13 protein-coding genes are annotated in these 18,495 nt (G+C 29.3%); all 13 read left to right on the forward strand.

Annotated features, from left to right (window positions below; all coding sequences use genetic code 11):
* Window position 1: 1 nt before the first annotated feature.
* Window positions 2-1,846, forward strand: coding sequence for a glycoside hydrolase (locus FDN13_RS13815; protein WP_138980930.1), 1,845 nt, complete (start codon window positions 2-4; stop codon window positions 1,844-1,846).
* 19 nt (window positions 1,847-1,865) lie between these two features.
* Complete coding sequence (locus FDN13_RS13820) at window positions 1,866-2,915, forward strand: glycosyl hydrolase family 18 protein (RefSeq protein ID WP_138980931.1); 1,050 nt, start codon at window positions 1,866-1,868, stop codon at window positions 2,913-2,915.
* Between the two features lie 565 nt (window positions 2,916-3,480).
* Window positions 3,481-4,569, forward strand: a complete 1,089-nt coding sequence (glf, locus tag FDN13_RS13825) for a UDP-galactopyranose mutase (protein WP_138980932.1) — start codon at window positions 3,481-3,483, stop codon at window positions 4,567-4,569.
* A 332-nt stretch (window positions 4,570-4,901) separates the two neighbouring features.
* The gene (locus FDN13_RS13830; RefSeq protein ID WP_243120309.1) at window positions 4,902-5,408 is read left to right on the forward strand and encodes a phosphatase PAP2 family protein; all 507 of its coding nucleotides are present in this window, start codon (window positions 4,902-4,904) and stop codon (window positions 5,406-5,408) included.
* Window positions 5,409-6,425, forward strand: coding sequence for a glycosyltransferase family 2 protein (locus tag FDN13_RS13835; RefSeq protein ID WP_138980934.1), 1,017 nt, complete (start codon window positions 5,409-5,411; stop codon window positions 6,423-6,425).
* A gap of 342 nt (window positions 6,426-6,767) precedes the next feature.
* Window positions 6,768-8,285 (forward strand): type I restriction-modification system subunit M, encoded by a 1,518-nt coding sequence (locus tag FDN13_RS13840; RefSeq protein ID WP_138980935.1) that lies wholly within the window; start codon window positions 6,768-6,770, stop codon window positions 8,283-8,285.
* Complete coding sequence (locus FDN13_RS13845) at window positions 8,275-9,567, forward strand: restriction endonuclease subunit S (protein WP_138980936.1); 1,293 nt, start codon at window positions 8,275-8,277, stop codon at window positions 9,565-9,567. Before FDN13_RS13840 ends, FDN13_RS13845 begins: the two co-directional genes overlap by 11 nt.
* Window positions 9,564-9,734: a hypothetical protein gene (locus tag FDN13_RS14450; protein WP_243120231.1), complete on the forward strand. Its 171-nt coding sequence runs from the start codon at window positions 9,564-9,566 to the stop codon at window positions 9,732-9,734. The genes FDN13_RS13845 and FDN13_RS14450 overlap by 4 nt, the downstream gene beginning before the upstream one ends.
* Before the next feature lie 6 nt (window positions 9,735-9,740).
* Window positions 9,741-9,839, forward strand: a complete 99-nt coding sequence (locus tag FDN13_RS14455; RefSeq protein ID WP_256372286.1) for a hypothetical protein — start codon at window positions 9,741-9,743, stop codon at window positions 9,837-9,839.
* A 12-nt stretch (window positions 9,840-9,851) separates the two neighbouring features.
* The gene (locus FDN13_RS13855; RefSeq protein ID WP_138980937.1) at window positions 9,852-13,127 is read left to right on the forward strand and encodes a type I restriction endonuclease subunit R; all 3,276 of its coding nucleotides are present in this window, start codon (window positions 9,852-9,854) and stop codon (window positions 13,125-13,127) included.
* Between the two features lie 319 nt (window positions 13,128-13,446).
* Window positions 13,447-14,652, forward strand: a complete 1,206-nt coding sequence (locus FDN13_RS13860) for an IS256 family transposase (RefSeq protein WP_138979523.1) — start codon at window positions 13,447-13,449, stop codon at window positions 14,650-14,652.
* A gap of 315 nt (window positions 14,653-14,967) precedes the next feature.
* A complete protein-coding gene (locus FDN13_RS13865; RefSeq protein ID WP_138980938.1) occupies window positions 14,968-15,438 on the forward strand; it encodes a hypothetical protein in 471 nt (156 codons plus the stop codon).
* A gap of 313 nt (window positions 15,439-15,751) precedes the next feature.
* Complete coding sequence (locus tag FDN13_RS13870) at window positions 15,752-18,262, forward strand: DUF6055 domain-containing protein (RefSeq protein ID WP_138980939.1); 2,511 nt, start codon at window positions 15,752-15,754, stop codon at window positions 18,260-18,262.
* Window positions 18,263-18,495: the final 233 nt, after the last annotated feature.

Here is an 18,495-nt window from a genome sequence, read left to right on the forward strand (position 1 = left end):
TATGAAGGCTTATGAATTTTTTTCAAAAAAAGATTTTAAAAAATTTATAAGGGGTTTCTTTCAAGTTATAATTTTATTATTTATATTCTATAAAATTGTTACTGCACTATTAACGTTCAATGAATATAAAGAGTATAGTAATGTAAGTATGGGGTCACAAGGATTTATTGCTATATCTTATTTTGGGGTAGATAGGGGAGAAAGTGATACACTTATTAGTACAAAACGCCTAGAGGATCATTTAAAAGCATTAAAGGATTCTGGATATGTAACTATAACTCAGCAAGATATAATAGATTATTATAAAAAAGGGAAGAAACTTCCACAAAAATCACTTTTTTTAATATTTGAGGATGGAAGACGTGATACAGCAATTTTTGCACAAAAAATTATGGAAAAATATAACTTTAAAGCAACAATGTTAACTTATGCCGATAAATTTGAAAAAAAAGATCCAAAATTTCTTATGCCTGAAGATCTTTTGAATATGGTAAAAACTACTTATTGGGAACTTGGCACTAATGGATATCGCCTTGAGTATATCAATGTATTTGATAGATATGGTAACTATATTGGAGAGATTGATTCTTTAGACTTTGCTCGCCTTGCTTCCTATTTGGACAGAAATTACAATCACTATCTTATGGATTATATTAGGGATAAGGATGGTATACCGAAGGAAAGTTATAATGAAATGAAGAAAAGAATAGATAATGATTATAAAGCGATGAAAGAAATATATACAAAAGAGATTGGAAAATTACCCGGTATGTATATTTTGATGCATTCTAATACAGGACAATTTGGAACAAATGATAGAGTCAGTGCAGTAAATGAAGAAAACATAAAGAAGCTTTTCAGTATGAATTTTAATAGGGAAGGAAACTCTTTTAATTCAAAGAATAGTTCAATCTACGATCTTACAAGATTACAGCCTCAGTCTTATTGGCCTACAAATCATCTATTAATGAAGATATGGGATGATACAAAACAGGAGGTAAAGTTTGTTTTAGGAGACATAGAAAAAGCAGATAAATGGGAAATGATAGATGGGAAAGCTGAATTTAGAGATAATACAATTATACTAACATCTATGCCAAAAGGAAGAAGTATTATTCGACTTAAACAACAGCAGAAAATTAAAGACATAAGGTTGTCGGTATATTTAGATGGGAATAAACTTGGCTCCCAAGCGATTTATGTAAGAGCTGATAAAGATTTTAATAACTATATTTTTGTACAGATAAAAAATAATATTTTATATGTAAAGGAAAAAGTTACCGGGGTGGAAAAAGAGATTTTTAGCCTTAACCTTGATAAATTGGACGGTACAAAATATCAATCGATTGAAGAAAATGAAAAAGAAGCAAGGATAGCTGAATTGAAAGTAGAATTAGATAATGCAGAAACAAAAGAAGATAAGAAAGAAAAAATTAAGGCAATTGAAGAAAAAATGAAGGAAAAAACAAGAACGGTTGAAGAAGGAGCAATTGCTTATATACCGAAAATTCAGTTAAAAGATCATAAAAGTCGATATCTGGAATTGGATGTAATAAATAATAAAATATCAATTTATGTTGACGGTAAAAAAGTTCCCACCGATTTTATAACTAAAAATCTTTTAGAAGGTGCTGTATGTTTAGAATCAGCTTGGGAAGAGTATGGGTACAGTCAAAGAAATTTAGCAGATGATATATATGATGGAGTGTTTAAAAATCTTGTTATTACAGATGTATTAAAAGACAAGATAATATTTGATAATAGGCTGAATGGTTTACATTTGATATTATATAGTTTGAATGAAAAATGGGAAAACATAATAAATTGGTTTATTAAATCATTATAAACATTAGGGAGTGCAATTGATGATAAGAAAAAGGGTTTTTATAGTTATTGTTCTTATTGTGATATTTGGGTTTACGGCTCTGTGTTTTATAAAAATTTTAAATAAAAAAGAAAATGAAATTATAAAGAAAGCAAATAATAATGAAAATAAAAAGGTTTCTGTTTGGGCAGTATACTGGGATTTAGATAGAGTTCCAAAAGAGGTAAGTGAATTAGAAAAGCATATTGATAATTTCTGCTATTTTGCAGCATATTATGACAATAAAAATCAATTAATACTTCCCGAATCAACAGTGAAGATTTTTCAATATATTGAAAAAAAATATGATGATAAAAAATGGAAAAATTATCTTACAGTTGTGAATGATAAAATGATTAAAGATGGAGTGTTCTCCCATAAAGATACGTCACTTTTATATGAATTATTTAAAAGTGATGAAAGTATTAAAAAGAACACAAACCAAATCATTTCTTTGGCTTTATTAGGCGGGTATGATGGTATAGAGATAGATTATGAAGCTATTAAAAAAGATATGCAATTGTGGAGACTTTATGAAAAATTTTGTAGTTACTTATATAAAAAATCTTCAGAAGCTGGTCTACAATTAAGAGTTTTATTAGAACCAAGTGCACCTATTGAGAAACTTATGTTGCCTGAAGGCCCCGATTACGTTATTATGTGTTATAATCTGCATGGACCTAATACAAAGCCTGGACCTAAGGCAGATAAAGAATTTATCAGAAAATTAGTAGAAAAGATGTCAGTAATACCTGGAAAGAAAGAATTTGCCCTTGCAACAGGAGGCTTTGATTGGGATGAAAATGGAGAAGTAAAGGCAGTAACACAATTACAGGCAAAAGAAATAATAAAGGAATATAATGCAGAAACTATGAGGGATGATGAAAGTTGTGCTATAAAGTTTTCTTATGAAGATGAAAAAGGGAAAAAGCATGAGGTGTGGTATGCAGACATGGTCACAATCAATTGTTGGATTGATATTATAGAAGAATATGGAAGTTATGGAATATCAATTTGGAGATTAGGTGGAAATTATTATGAAGAGTTTTGAAAAACTTTGGGAATTGTATAGTTTGTAATAAGGATTATCTTTTTTGGAGGTTCAATCATTTTAAAAAAATTATTTAAGCCTTCAGGGATTCTTTCACGCACCTTCTTTTTAAATTTTCTTGATTTAAGAGAGTATCGATGTTTAAAAGTTTGATTATAAATTTGTTTCTTTCTTTTGTTAAGTGAAATTTAATGACTGCTTTTAATTTTGACATAGCATTTGCCCTTTCTTTATTAATATATACACGCGGGATTTTGATTGGTTACGGATTGATTAGTAATAAAACTAAAAATAAATATTGTTATAGATAAAAATAAATTTATAAAAAATGATGATTTGAAAAAAGCATAATTTTATTATAAAATAAATTGAAAACACAATAAATTCCTAATTAACTTAGATTTAGCAAGTAATCTTAAGTTCTTTGATATTTTATTTTAAAATATTTTTGTGAAGCTATTTTGCATTATCTATAACTTGATGATTTTTTGCTAAAGTAAGGTTAATATAAAATTTATAATAGGGCATAATTTACTCTGTTTAAAAATGTTTTGGAGGAATAGATATGTATAACTATGTTATTGTCGGTGCAGGTTTAGCAGGATGTGTGTTAGCAGAAAGGATAGCAAATGTTTTGAATAAAAAAGTTTTAGTAATTGAAAAAAGAAATCATATAGGTGGAAATGCTTATGATTATTTTAATGAGGATGGTATTTTAGTTCATAAATATGGTCCACATATTTTTCATACCAATAATAAAAAAGTATGGGATTATATATCCAATTTTACAGATTGGTATCACTACCAACATAGAGTGTTAGCTTATGTTGATGGACAAACCGTTCCAATTCCAATAAATTTAGATACAATAAATATGCTGTATAATGCCAATTTTACACAAAATCAATTAAAGGAGTTCTTTGAAAAAATTAGAGATACTAAGGAAGAAATATTAAATTCAGAGGACATGGTTATTAGTAAGGTTGGAAAAGAGCTATATGAAAAGTTTTTTAAAGAATATACAAAAAAGCAATGGGACCTATATCCATCAGAATTAGAACCAGAGGTTACAGCAAGAATACCAGTTAGAACTAATAGAGACGGCAGATATTTTACAGATAAATACCAAGGCATGCCAAAGCATGGTTATACTAAGATTTTTGAAAATATGCTTAATAATAAAAATATACATATAATGTTAAATGTTGATTTTAAAGACGTAATTGATGACATTGAATATGAAAATTTAATTTATACAGGACCTATTGATTATTATTTTGACTATAAATATGGCAAATTACCTTATAGGTCATTAAGATTTGAATTTGAAACATTAGATTGTGAAAAATATCAAGAGGTTGGAACGGTAAATTATCCAAATGATTATGATTTTACAAGGATAACTGAATTTAAGCATTTAACAGGGCAGAAACATTATAAAACAACAATTGTAAGAGAATATCCATCTTCAGAGGGGGAACCATATTACCCAATACCTCAAAAGAAAAATATTGAACAATATAAACTCTATGAAGCAGAAGCACAAAAGTTAAAAAATGTATTTTTTATTGGAAGATTGGCCAATTATAAATACTATAATATGGATAAGGTGGTTGAAGAATCTTTAAAGCTCTTTTATCAAAACATAAAATAGGCTTATTGGACTTTTAATTTAAATTACTAGTATTTGTGGGTAAAAATTTAATATTATATTAAAACTGTTGTTGTTATATTGACTATATGGGATATAAAATATATATTTTAAAATGAATACTGGCAATATTTTAAAAATTTTTCTAGCAATATAATTCTTAAGGAGTAAAGGTAAATAATATGAAGGTGATTAGAAAAATTTATGATTTTATACCCCAATATGCTATAATGCCGTTGCTTTTATGTGTAATAATTAATTTTTATGTGTATTCAGGAGCTAGGTTGTTTTATAAAAACAGAGCTTTCCATAATTTAACCACTAATTTAGATAATATGATTCCGGTAGTGCCTGCATTTATAATATTTTATTTTGGAAGCTATCTATTTTGGATTTTTAATTATATATTAATAAGTCGAATAAGCCAAGAAAGTTGTTACCGACTTGCTATTTCGGACATATTAGGGAAATTAACTTGTTTTATTATTTATGTAGCTTTCCCTACAACCAATATAAGACCTAATATTACTACCTCTGGAGTTTTTGTGGACATGCTTAAATTTTTATATAATGTAGATGCAGCTAATAATCTTTTTCCATCAATTCATGTTCTAGTTAGCTGGTATTGTTTTATTGGCCTTAGAAATAATAAAACTATTCCTGCTTGGTATAAGTATTTTTCTTTATTTATGGCGATAATGATAAGTATTTCAACATTAACCACAAAGCAGCATGTTATAGCTGATGTTATTGCAGGAGTAGTGCTGGCTGAAGCAACATGGCAGCTTTCATTACAGTTACAACAATACAGAGCAAAAAAATTGATAAATCAGGAGGTATAAATGAAAGTTCTAACTATAGCAATTCCATGCTACAATTCAGCGGCTTATATGGATAGAGCAATAGAGTCGTTGTTAGTAGGAAGTAATGATATTGAAATTTTAATTGTTGATGATGGTTCTAATGATAATACTTCAATAATAGCTGATGAATATGAAAAGAAATATCCTAATATAATACGTGCAATTCATAAAGAAAATGGTGGACATGGTGATGCTGTCAACACAGGACTAAAACATGCAACTGGTATGTATTATAAAGTTTTAGATAGTGATGACTGGTTTGATAAAAATAGTTTTATTAAAGTACTAGATGTTCTTCGAAACATGATTAATAAATCTGAACCAGTGGATATGCTGATTACAAATTATGTATATGAAAAATTAAGCATTGGCAAATCAAAAAGCATTAACTATAAAAGTGCTATGCCTGAAGAAAAGATATTTACATGGGATGATATAGGATTTTTAAAAATCAGTCAAAATATATTAATGCATTCTGTTATTTATCGTACAGATGTTTTAAGAAATTGTAATTTAGAGCTTCCTAAACATACATTTTATGTTGATAATATTTTTGTGTTTAAACCACTACCTTATGTAAAAACAATGTATTATGTAAATGTGGACCTGTATAGGTATTTTATTGGAAGAGAAGACCAGTCAGTTAATGAAAAAATAATGATAGGACGTATAGATCAGCAAATAAAGGTTACAAAGATAATGATTGATATTTTTGACCCTATGCTAATAGAGAGTAAAAAGCTACGTAAATATATGACACAATATTTAACCATGATGATGACTGTAAGTACAGTACTTCTATTAAAATCCAATACAGAAAAAAATCTAAATAAGAAAGATGAGCTTTGGAATTATTTGCGTGCAAAAAATAAGAAGCTATATGAAGAAGTAAATAAATCTTTCCTAGGAAAATTAATGCAAATGAACACTTCTTTGGGAAGAAGGATAATATTATCAGGTTATTCCTTATCAAGAAAAATATATGCATTTAATTAATAATTGTACTAAATGAATTATAATAAAGTTTTTTGTTTCAATGAAATTTCAATATAATAATCATTATGGGCAATTTTTATTAAAAAAATATCTATTAAATTGTAATTTAGCACTTTATTAGATGCCTTATTTCTAGGGTTTTGTGTGGTTAATTTTATTTTAGTGAAGCTGGCATCGAAATAAAGTGCTTTTTATACTTAAAAATGTTGAGAGTTATATACATTTTTAATTTTTTATTCTTGAGTATATTATTTTTACAATATTATAGAAGAATATTGAAGGAAAAGAGATTTTTATGTAGAAATACTAAACATGTAAGAGAATTAAAAAGGAGGCAGTAAAATGTCAACAGCAAATGTAGGTTTTGAAGAACAGCTTTGGAAAGCCGCTGATATATTAAGAGGCAGTATGGATGCAGCAGAATATAAGCATGTAGTTTTAGGACTGCTGTTTTTAAAATATATATCTGATAAATTTGAACAAAAGTATAATGAGCTTCTTGAAGAAGGAGAAGGATTTGAAGAAGATAGAGATGAATATGAAGCAGAAAATATATTCTGGGTGCCAAAAGAGGCAAGATGGGAAAAAATAAAGAACAATGCAAAGGAGCCAAGGATAGGACAAATAATAGATGATGCTATGCTTTTAATAGAAAAGGAAAATCCTACCTTGAAAGGTGTGCTTGATAAAAGATATGCAAGACCTGAGCTTGATAAAAGAAGGCTTGGAGAGTTGATAGATGTTATTTCAAATATAAAACTTTATCAAGATGGACAAAAGGACATTTTAGGAAGAGTATATGAATATTTCTTAAATAAGTTTGCTGAAAAGGAAGGCAAAGGCGGTGGCGAATTCTATACACCTAAAAGTGTTGTTAAAACATTAGTTGAAATGATTGAGCCTTATAAAGGCAGAATATATGATCCATGTTGTGGTAGCGGTGGTATGTTTATACAAAGTGAAAGGTTTGTTGAAGAGCATCAAGGAAAGATTGAAGATATATCAATTTATGGTCAAGAACTTAATCCTACAACATGGAAGCTTTGTAAAATGAATCTTGCTATACATGGGCTTGATGGTGATTTAGGCCTGCATAATTCAGATACATTTCATAATGATTTGCATAAGAACTTAAAAGCGGATTATATTTTAGCAAACCCTCCCTTTAATATTAGTGAATGGGGCGGCGAAAAACTTACAGAAGATGCAAGATGGAAATATGGTATTCCTCCAGCAGGAAATGCAAACTATGCATGGCTACAACATATGATATTTCACTTAGCACCGAATGGAGTTGCAGGTGTTGTTCTTGCTAATGGCTCATTAAGTTCAAATACATCTAATGAAGGAGAAATAAGAAAGAATTTAATAGAAGAAGATGTCGTTGATTGTATAGTAGCGTTGCCAGATAAATTATTCTATACAACAGCAATTCCAGCATGCCTATGGATATTAAATAGAAATAAACTAAATAATCCAAAATACAGAAGCAGAAGACATGAGTTTTTATTTATAGATGCAAGAAAGCTTGGTCAACTTGTAGACAGAAGGCATAGAGAGCTTATAGATGAAGACATAAAAAGAATAGCAGAAACTTATCATAATTGGCGAAATAAAGATGGACAATATGAAGATATAAAAGGCTTTTGCAGATCAGTAACTATAGATGAAATACGTGAGCATGAATATATCCTAACTCCTGGAAGATATGTAGGAATAGAAGAGGTAGAAGATGATGGAATAGACTTTGAAGAGAAGATGGAGAACTTAACAAGTGAGCTATCAGAGCTATTTGCCAAATCAAGACACCTTGAGGAAGAGATAAAGAAGAACTTGAGGGGGTTAGGATATGAGTTGTAATGAGTGGAGAGAGATAAAGCTTGATGAAATAATTGAATTTAATCCAAAAGAAAGCATTTCAAAGGGTAAATATGCAAAAAAAATAAATATGGATATGTTAAAGCCTTTTTATAAATATGTAAATGAATATGCAATGGAAGAATATAAAGGTGGCTCAAAGTTTAGAAACGGCGATACTATAATGGCAAGAATAACACCATGCTTAGAAAATGGTAAAACAGCAAAAGTAACATTATTGAATAAAAATGAAGTGGGTTTTGGTTCAACTGAATTTATTGTACTTAGAGCTAAAGAAGGATTAACGACAGAAGATTATGTCTATTATACGGCAATTTCTCCAGATGTTAGAGATATAGCTATAAAATCAATGACTGGAACATCAGGAAGACAAAGAGCACAAATAAATGTGATTCAAAATATTAATATTAATCTCCCCCCTCTCCACGAACAAAAGGCCATAGCTAAAATTTTATCTGACCTTGATGAAAAGATAGAAATAAACAACAGAATAAACAAAGTGTTAGAGGAAATAGCCCAAACAATATTTAAACGCTGGTTTATAGACTTTGAATTTCCAAACGAAAATGGAGAACCATATAAATCAAGCGGCGGCGAAATGGTTGAAAGTGAACTTGGACCTATTCCTAAGGGGTGGGATCTAGTTGAATTAGGTCAATTTATAGAAATAATTAATGGATATTCTTATAAGAGTTCAGAATTAATGGAATCAAATACTGCTTTGTTGACTATAAAAAACTTTGATGTTACTGGAAATTTTAAAATAAATGGATTTAAAGAAATAAAAATATCTGAGAAAGTTAAGGAAAAACATTATTTAGAATTATTTGATGTAGTAATCGCTTGTACTGATTTAACTCAAAATGCAGAAATTATTGGTAATGCTATTATGGTTATGACTAAATCAAAATATAAAAAGTTAATTGCATCAATGGATATTATAAAAATAGTTCCAAAATCAAAGAAAATAACTCAATACACATTATATATGATACTTAAGGATAATAGATTTAAAAAATTTGCATTAGGATTAACATCTGGGACAACAGTTTTACATTTAAATAAAAAAGGAATATTAAATTATAAGGTTGCTCTGCCTATTGATAGTTATTTATTAGAAAAAATTAGTTGTTTTATAGAGCCTTTAATTAAATATATGTCTGAAATTTATAGCGAAAATGAAAGGCTTTCCCAACTCCGCGACACTCTTCTTCCAAAGCTTATGTCTGGTGAAATTAGGGTGCCTTTAGATGAATCTAAATGATAAAAGAAAGGAATATAAAGATAGCTGATGATATGAAAAATACAATAAAAGAACTAACTTTAATGCTTATGTATTTAACATCCTGGAAGGAAAAAGTGCTTGGCATGGAATATCTAAGAACATGGAAAGGGTATGATTTTGATATTTTAAATGAACTGACTGATTAAGATTTAATAAGCGGCTCATATCGTGCTAAATCAGCTTATATTACAGAAAAAGGGGAAAAGCTTGCAGAGGAATTATTAAAGAAATATGGAATAGAAAACATTTAAGGTGGGGATTTAATGGGTTTTTTAATAGATTTTACAGAACAGCAGCTTGAAGAGGCAGCAATAGAAATACTTAAAGAACTTGATTATGAACATCTTTATGGCCCTGATATAGCACCAGATAGTGATAATCCTGAGAGGCAAGACTATAGAGAAGTAATATTAAAAAACAGAGTATTAGATGCAATAAGAAGACTTAATCCTGCTTTGCCAGAGGATGCAATAGAAGAAGCATATAGAAAGATAATAACCTTTAACAGCCCAATACTTGAAGAAAACAACAGATGCTTTCATAAACTTATGGTTGAAGGAATAGATGTTACATTTAAAAAGCAGGGGATAATAAAAACAGAAAAGGCATATATAATTGACTTTAAAAATGTAGAAAATAATGAATTCTTGGTGGTAAATCAATTTAGAATAGAAGAAATAGAAAAAAGACGACCAGATGTAATAATATTTGTAAATGGCATTCCACTTATTGTAATGGAACTTAAATCATCAACAGATGAAAATGTAGGAATAGAAAAGGCGTATAATCAATTACAAACATACAAAAGAGACATACCAACACTTTTTTACTACAACGCATTTATAGTAATCACAGATGGAATAAATGCAAAGGCAGGAACAATAACAGCAAACTTTGAAAGATTTATGAACTGGAGAAGTATAGATGGAACAAATGTAGAGCCTCTATCAATTCCACAATATGAAATACTATTAAAAGGTATGCTAAGAAAGGATAGGCTGCTTGATATAATAGAAAACTTTTTAACATACCAGGAAACAAGTGACACGGATTATGATTCAAAGGATAGAAAAATTGGAGATAAAATAAAACTAAATAAAATACTTGCTGCATACCATCAATACTTTGCTGTAAAAAAAGCAGTAGAAAACACAGAGGAAGCAATAAATTCAACTAATAAAAAAATTGGCGTTGTATGGCATACCCAAGGATCAGGGAAGAGCTTTACAATGGTATTTTATGCTGGACAGCTTGTTAAAAAGTTCAACAACCCTACAATTGTGGTTATAACCGACAGAAACGACCTTGATGACCAGCTGTATGCAACATTTTGTGGGGCTGAAGATATATTAAGGCAAAATCCTATTCAGGCAGATGTTAGAAAACTTTCTGATGAGCAAAAGGAAAATAATAAAAAAGAAAATACAAAAGTAATACATGGGCTATTTGACCTTTTAAATGAAAGAGAAGCAGGAGGAATAATATTTACTACTATACAAAAGTTTAAACCAGAGGAAGGCGAAATGCCTGTATTAACAGATAGACACAATGTAATAGTAATTGCAGATGAAGCCCATAGAAGCCAGTATGGATTTGATCCGAAAACTAACATAAAAACTGGAGATGTAAAATACGGATATGCTAAATATGTAAGAGATGCCCTTCCTAATGCTTCATTTATAGGATTTACAGGAACACCTATTGGAATAGAAGGTGAAATAGGGGCAAAATCAACGGTAGAAGTATTTGGCGACTATATAGATATATATGATATGACAAGAGCTGTTGAAGACGGAGCAACAGTAAAAATATATTATGAAAATAGAATAATAAAGCTTGAGGCAGACGAAGAAGAACTAAAGAAAATAGATGAAGAATTTGAAAATCTAATGGAAGGACAAGAGGAAGAGATTAAGAATAAATATAAAGGTCAGTGGTCAAGGTTAGAGGCTGTTGTTGGCTCACCAAATAGATTAAAGCTTCTTGCACAGGATATAGTAAATCACTTTGAAGAAAGAATAAAAACAATAGATGGAAAAGCTATGATTGTTTGTATGAGCAGAAAAGTTTGTGCCGACCTTTATGATGAAATAATCAAGCTAAGACCAGATTGGCATAGTGATGATTTAAATAAAGGAAAGATTAAGGTTGTAATAACTGGGGATGCATCTGATGATGATAAGCTGCAAAAGCATTTAACAGGCGGCTCACAAAGAAAAGGAATACTGGCAAAAAGAATGAAGGATGTAAAGGATGAACTTAAAGTAGTTATTGTAAGGGATATGTGGCTAACAGGATTTGATGTCCCATCAATGCATACAATGTATATAGACAAGCCAATGAAGGGACACAACCTAATGCAAGCAATAGCAAGAGTAAACAGAGTATTTAAGGATAAGCCAGGTGGAGTAATAGTCGACTATATAGGAATATTTGAAAGCCTAAAGAAGGCACTTAAAGTTTATACAGAAAGCGATAAAAAGACAACAGGAATAGATACTTCGGTTGCAGTATCAATAATGCTTGAAAAACTTGAAATATTAAAGGGTATGTTCCACAAACTTGACTATTCAGGCTATATGAATGGAACTGAAATGCAAAGAATAAGAGCAATAACAGCAGGAATGGATTTTGTGCTTTCAATGAAAGAAAAGGAACAAAAAGAATTTAAAAATACAGTTGTAGAGCTTGCTAAAGCACATTCACTTTGTGCATCAACAAAGGAAGGAAGAGCTGCAGCACTTGAGGTTAGCTATTTTAAAGCTGTAAAGGCAAGCCTTGTAAAGCTTGAGAATAAGTCAACAAACAGGCTTTCAAAAAGAGAGATAGAGTATAGAATAAATCAGCTTCTTCAAAAGACGATAATATCAGAGGAAGTAATAGATGTGTTTGATACATTAGGGCTTGAAAGACCTAATATATCCATTTTGTCAGATGAATTTTTAGAAGAAGTAAGGTCAATAAAATATAAAAATCTTGCTGTTGAAATGTTAAAGAAACTCTTAGAAGGAAAGATAAAATCAATTGAGAAAAGAAACTTAGTAAAATCAGAAAAGTTTTCAGAAAAGCTTGATAAGGCATTAAAAAAATACAAGAATCAAGCAATAACAAATTTAGAAGTAATTGAAGAGCTTATAAAACTAGCAAAGGAAATACAAAAGGCAAGAGAGGAAGATATAAACCTTGGCCTTTCAGAAGACGAAATAGCCTTCTATGATGCCTTAACAGCAGATGATGCAGTAAAACTATTTATGAGTGATGATGTTTTAAAGCAAATAGCCCATGAATTAACAGAGGCTATAAGGAGCAATATAACCGTTGACTGGAGCAAAAGAACAATGGCAAGGGCAAAAATGAGGACGATTATAAAAAGGCTGCTTAAAAAATACAATTACCCACCAAAGCAGGCAGAAAAAGCAATGGATATAGTAATGAAGCAGGTTGAAAAGATGTGTGAAAATGAAGTAGAGGAAATGGAGGAAGACGATAATATCGCAGCGGGGTTGGTTGCAGAAGTTAGAGAGGAATATTTGAGATAGACAATTTTTGGTTATTATAGCTGGGGAGATAATTCAATGGCTAAACAAATAGTAATAATGTTTCTTTTAAATCTTCATACAATGAAAAGAAAAAGTTAAATAGTATATAAGTTGGTTTATAATAAATGGGTATTGTTTTCTTATAGCACATCAAAAACAAAAATTAAGTTCACGCATAAAAGAAGCAATAAATGTAAATTATACTATTTTAATTCTTGCAGACTATATCTTAAGAGTATGTAAAAAATTTTGTGTAAAGTGATTTAAGTATCTCCTTCTTGGCAAGAATTAAGAGAAAAGGACAAGGAGGAGATTTTTAATGTCACTTTTATCAAAAGCACAACTAAAAGAATTTATTAAAGAAAATAACATCACAAGTGTAGCTGGAATCCAATCTACCCTTAAAGAATTATTTAAAGATGTCTTAGAAGAAATGCTTCAAGCGGAGCTTGATACAACTTTAGGCTATGAAAAATATGATGTAAAAAATAAGCAAACCGATAACAGCAGAAATGGATTTTCTAAAAAAACAATTAAAACTGAATTTGGTGAAATGGAAATCGATGTCCCAAGAGACAGAAATGGCGAATTTGAGCCTAAAATTGTTCCTAAAAATAAAACAGATATCTCTGGAATTGAAGATAAGATAATATCCCTTTATGCTAGAGGAATGAGCACAAGAGATATACAGGATCAAATTAAAGATCTCTATGGCATAGATATATCACCAGAGCTTGTTAGTAAAATTACAGATCGTATTATTCCAGAAGTTAAGGAATGGCAAAGTAGACCTTTAGAAAAAATTTATTCCTTTATATTTATGGATGCTATACACTATAAAGTAAGAGAAGAAGGACGTATTCTTAATCGTGCAGCTTATGTTGTTCTTGGGGTTAACATTGAGGGATATAAAGAAGTTCTTGGTATATGGATAGGAGAAAATGAATCATCAAGATTCTGGCTTGGAGTCCTTAACGACCTTAAGGGCAGGGGTGTAGAAGATGTTCTGGTTTTCTGTGTTGATGGTCTCACTGGAATGAAAGAAGCTATACAAGCAGCTTATCCAAAGTCAGAAATACAAAGGTGCATAATACATCAATTGAGAAATTCATTTAAATATGTTTCATACAAACATCTTAAAGAGTTTACAAAAGACTTTAAAAATGTATATAACGCATTGAATGAGGAGGTAGCTAAAGAAAAACTTAAGGAAGTAGAACAGAAATGGGGCTCTCAATATCCATATGCAATTAAGAGTTGGGAAAACAACTGGGATGTAATATCACCTTTCTTTAAATTCCCTGATGAAATAAGAAAAATCATGTATACTACAAACATAATAGAAAGTCTACACAGGCAGTTTAGAAAAGTAACTAAGACAAAAACTATATTCCCCACAGATTTGTCATTAGAAAAAATGCTTTATCTATCGGTTAAAAATATAGATAAGAAGTGGACTCAAAGGTATAGAAACTGGGATATGGTAATCAATCAGCTTATGATAATATATCCGGGAAGAATATAGCTAATACTAAATATAATTTACAAAAAACAAAAAATTTTTGAAGCTTCAGTCGACCTAGGTCTCCTTTCGCTTCAAAAATTATAACAATGCTCTAATCGCGAGTTTGTTATGCATAGACATAGACCCACTCATTATAAAAATTTTAACCAAAATTAATCAACATTATGCATAAAAACCTAATTTATGGTAACAATTAGTAGTGAAAGTAAATAAAATATCTTTTTGGATTTAGTCTAAAACTTGTCTTGAAGGAGTTGCTCCTCAACTAAATACACAGATTTATTTACACTCCCTATCTTAAGGATGGTTATTATTATGTTAGAAACTATATTTAATTTTTTAATTAAATATCTAATAACAAGGATACTCCTATGCATAGCTGTGTTTTATGGCTTGATTTTTATTATTTCAATAGTATCCCATTTAATTGGGGCTATATTTAAAATAGATGCAATAGTTGTTAATTTATATGTAAGTCTTTTAATATTTTCTTTCATATTAGTATATTCTGCTATGTATTCTGTTAAATTTATAATTAATTTATATCAAAAAAATAATGTTGTAAATACTTATCAGGAAGATATTATAGAATATCAAGAGGATAGCAATGAAACAAAATATTACAATGATTCACCAGGAATACATCATGTAAGACCACACTATGTTAATGGGTATGAAAGGGCAGATGGAACATATATCGATGGTTATTGGAGAGGAGGAGATAATGGCTACTATCGTTCTAATCCAGATGGTGACTTATCGAATAATTTAAAAAAGGTCAGATAAATTGATTATATGCTCCTTTTTTGGTTAACGGTTTTATTATTTTATCTGTTTACCTAAGGGGAGCATATAATTGTAAATTATATTGAAAAATATATAAAAAGAAAATAAGAGAATAAAGTAACAATCATATTACATAAATAATATATATAGATTGAGTAAATATAAATTAAATAGAACATATAAATACTTTAGGGGAAATCATATAAGGGTAGTTTTTATTTATTATAAAAATTTTTTAAGATTAAAAATTAATAAGGGGGATAAAAGTGTGAAGCCATATTATAAAAAGTGTTTTATGTTTTCCCTAGTTTTTTTGTTTGTTTTTACAATTAATTCTTTTTTTATACCTGGATGTACTTCAAAAATTAAAAAAAATAATGAGGATAATGATAAATCAATAATGGCACAAATAAGCTTAAAGGAACCTAAACCTATATACAATAAAACACCAGAAAATTCACACGAAATAAAAGAATTAGATAAAGAAATTGCGGATTTATTTAATGTGCCTGATGATTATGAGGAACTGCCTTTAAATTCTACGGAGCTTATTGAAAAAGCATTTAATGACGGCAAGATAACATTAGAAAAAGCTTCTTTATTAAAGGTTTTTGCAGATTATGAACCAGAACGCCTATTAGATGAATATAAATCTAATCAACCAGCCGATACTTGCGAATATGCTATAAAATATTTAGTAGATAATTGGGATAGCTTATCTAAAGAAATACAAAATCAGGTTTTGCCATATCTTATTCCTTTAAATGATAATCGCAGTTTTTTTTCACCACATAATAAAAAAGAAAATAAAAATACAGCTTCAAATTTGAATTTTTTTAATGAAGTCTATGCAGCTAATGATGATTATGAAGTTTGTGAAGATGAATTTATTTATGATGGACAAAAAATTAAAATTTTATATTATGAAGGGAAAAAATGGTCTGATAAAAAAAGGCAGTCTATTAAAAATATGGCTTCACAAGTAAAGGAAGCATTAACTTATTCATGGGAAAAGTTTAAACCATTAATGAAAGTAAAACCTTCAAAGCCTTTAATAATTGAAATAATTGATTTGCCAAAAACAAAATTAGGTGAAGAGTTTTATTATGATGGCAAATATAGAATAAGAATAAATATTTTACTATGTGATTTTGAAAAGACTATAAAATCTACTGTAGCACATGAGCTTTTTCATGTATTTCAGGATGAACTTAAAATTGGATATAATACGGTTGATGAAAAATGGCTATGTGAAGCAACTGCTGTTTGGTCCGAAAACTATGCATATCCTGATTATAATGTGGAGCATTGTAGACATCCTGGCTTTTTTAGAACTCTTGATAAGGAAAGGATTGGGTATGGAAAACTTTTTGAATATGACAGCTATATGTTTTTTTATTATCTTACCGATTATGCAGGTATGAATTTTATTCCTGAAATTATTAAAACTGCTGGAAAAAAAGGATCAGAATCAATTAGACCTTTTTTGGATGAAAATATAAAAAATATAAAAGAAACTTATTCAAAATTTGCTCTATATAATTGGAACTGGCCTCCTGTAGATAAATATTATGATTATGGTAAAATAACAGGAGGTCCTAGTGGAAAAAGCTTTAAAAAGAAAATAATGAAAACTGATGAAGAGGATAAAGCAACTGTTTCCCTAAAGCCTGGAGCATTAATGTATTATTTGTATATATTTAATCAAAAAGATCCAATGCTTCAACATGTTACAGTTACCTTTGATAAATCTATAGCAGATGATAAATATTTAAAAAGGCAAGCTATATTAAGGATAAATGGCAAATGGATAGTAGAGGATTGGTCCGATATAACTGAAAAACAATTTTGTAAAGCAAAAACAGATAAAAGTGAAGATATTCAAGCTTTGATTTTAATTTATTCAAATGCAAATTTAAAGGAAGAATTAAAGGATGTAGATAAGTTCACAATACAAACAGGAAAGTGTTATAAAGAAGTAGATCTTAAATTATCATTTGAATATAATTTAAAATCTTATGATTTTGAGTGGAAGTCAAAGGGTAATATGATTGAAAAGCTAGAAATAAAAGATCACTATTATTATGTTGTAAAAAACTCCTCTTATAACTTTACTGGGGAAGGATTTAGCGAAGGTAAAAAGATAGTCGAAACATCGGGAAGCTTTTCGGTGTCAATTAATAATCCAAATATAAATAATTCTATGGTAAGGGTGTTGAAAAAACCTGCGGAAAATATAGAAGGATTAAAAGAAACTTATGAAAAATACGGAATAAAAGAAAATATTCCTCCCCATGGAATATTTGTAACTGCTCCTGCATTATTGCAAGGAACATCATTAAAAGGAAATACAACGTTTTACTTTCCCGAACCTATTGGTAAGGTAAGTTTATCCGATCCTCTTCCTTTAGACGGGATAAGTCAAGTTATAGCTATAACTATGGATATGGATGATTGGAATGCAAAGGGAATAAGTATATCAAAGGAAATTAATGTATTTAATCATAAATGTCCTTTAACTAAGGCTTTTTTAGTGGATTTTGATAAAATTATAAAACAACTAAACAATATTGAAAGCATGCCTGGTATGGGAAGTCAAATGCCTAATTCTAAAGAAATGCAAGATGCAATGGAATTTTTAAAAGAAAATAATATGGGAAATATACTTAATATAGAAAATCAAGGAAATACAAGCAAATTATCCTCATTTACTGCTATAAATTCTATAACAAAGGCAATGATTCCAGGGAATAAAATTACAAAAGGCTCTGCAACTTTGAAAATAAGGGCTAATGCTGTAAATACAAAATACTATGGAGAATAAAAAATCTAATTCTTGAGTTTATTTAAGCTAATTAGCGACAGAAGTCGCCACTTTGTAAAGTTTTGGGTAGTTCACAATAGAGTCATAGTAATAGTTGGGTAGGCATTTTATTTAATGCCTGCCCTTCATAGCTTTTAAGGCTTCTAATAATTTAAAAATATATATCTGGCATAATTTATAGATAATACTTTATAAGCTCTCCCATTTGTGATAAACTAAAGAATACAATTTAT

Source organism: Caloramator sp. E03, assembly GCF_006016075.1.
In the GTDB taxonomy this organism is placed as follows: Bacteria; Bacillota; Clostridia; order Clostridiales; family Caloramatoraceae; genus Caloramator_B.

Bases quoted from the DNA above. Each gene is read 5' to 3' on its own strand.
- FDN13_RS13820 (WP_138980931.1), top strand. From the start codon at position 1,866: ATGATAAGAAAAAGGGTTTTTATAGTTATTGTTCTTATTGTGATATTT.
- FDN13_RS13840 (WP_138980935.1), top strand. From the start codon at position 6,768: ATGTCAACAGCAAATGTAGGTTTTGAAGAACAGCTTTGGAAAGCCGCT.
- FDN13_RS13845 (WP_138980936.1), top strand. From the start codon at position 8,275: ATGAGTTGTAATGAGTGGAGAGAGATAAAGCTTGATGAAATAATTGAA.
- FDN13_RS13865 (WP_138980938.1), top strand. From the start codon at position 14,968: ATGTTAGAAACTATATTTAATTTTTTAATTAAATATCTAATAACAAGG.
- FDN13_RS13835 (WP_138980934.1), top strand. From the start codon at position 5,409: ATGAAAGTTCTAACTATAGCAATTCCATGCTACAATTCAGCGGCTTAT.
- glf (WP_138980932.1), top strand. From the start codon at position 3,481: ATGTATAACTATGTTATTGTCGGTGCAGGTTTAGCAGGATGTGTGTTA.
- FDN13_RS13830 (WP_243120309.1), top strand. From the start codon at position 4,902: ATGATTCCGGTAGTGCCTGCATTTATAATATTTTATTTTGGAAGCTAT.
- FDN13_RS13860 (WP_138979523.1), top strand. From the start codon at position 13,447: ATGTCACTTTTATCAAAAGCACAACTAAAAGAATTTATTAAAGAAAAT.
- FDN13_RS14450 (WP_243120231.1), top strand. From the start codon at position 9,564: ATGATAAAAGAAAGGAATATAAAGATAGCTGATGATATGAAAAATACA.
- FDN13_RS13855 (WP_138980937.1), top strand. From the start codon at position 9,852: ATGGGTTTTTTAATAGATTTTACAGAACAGCAGCTTGAAGAGGCAGCA.
- FDN13_RS13815 (WP_138980930.1), top strand. From the start codon at position 2: ATGAAGGCTTATGAATTTTTTTCAAAAAAAGATTTTAAAAAATTTATA.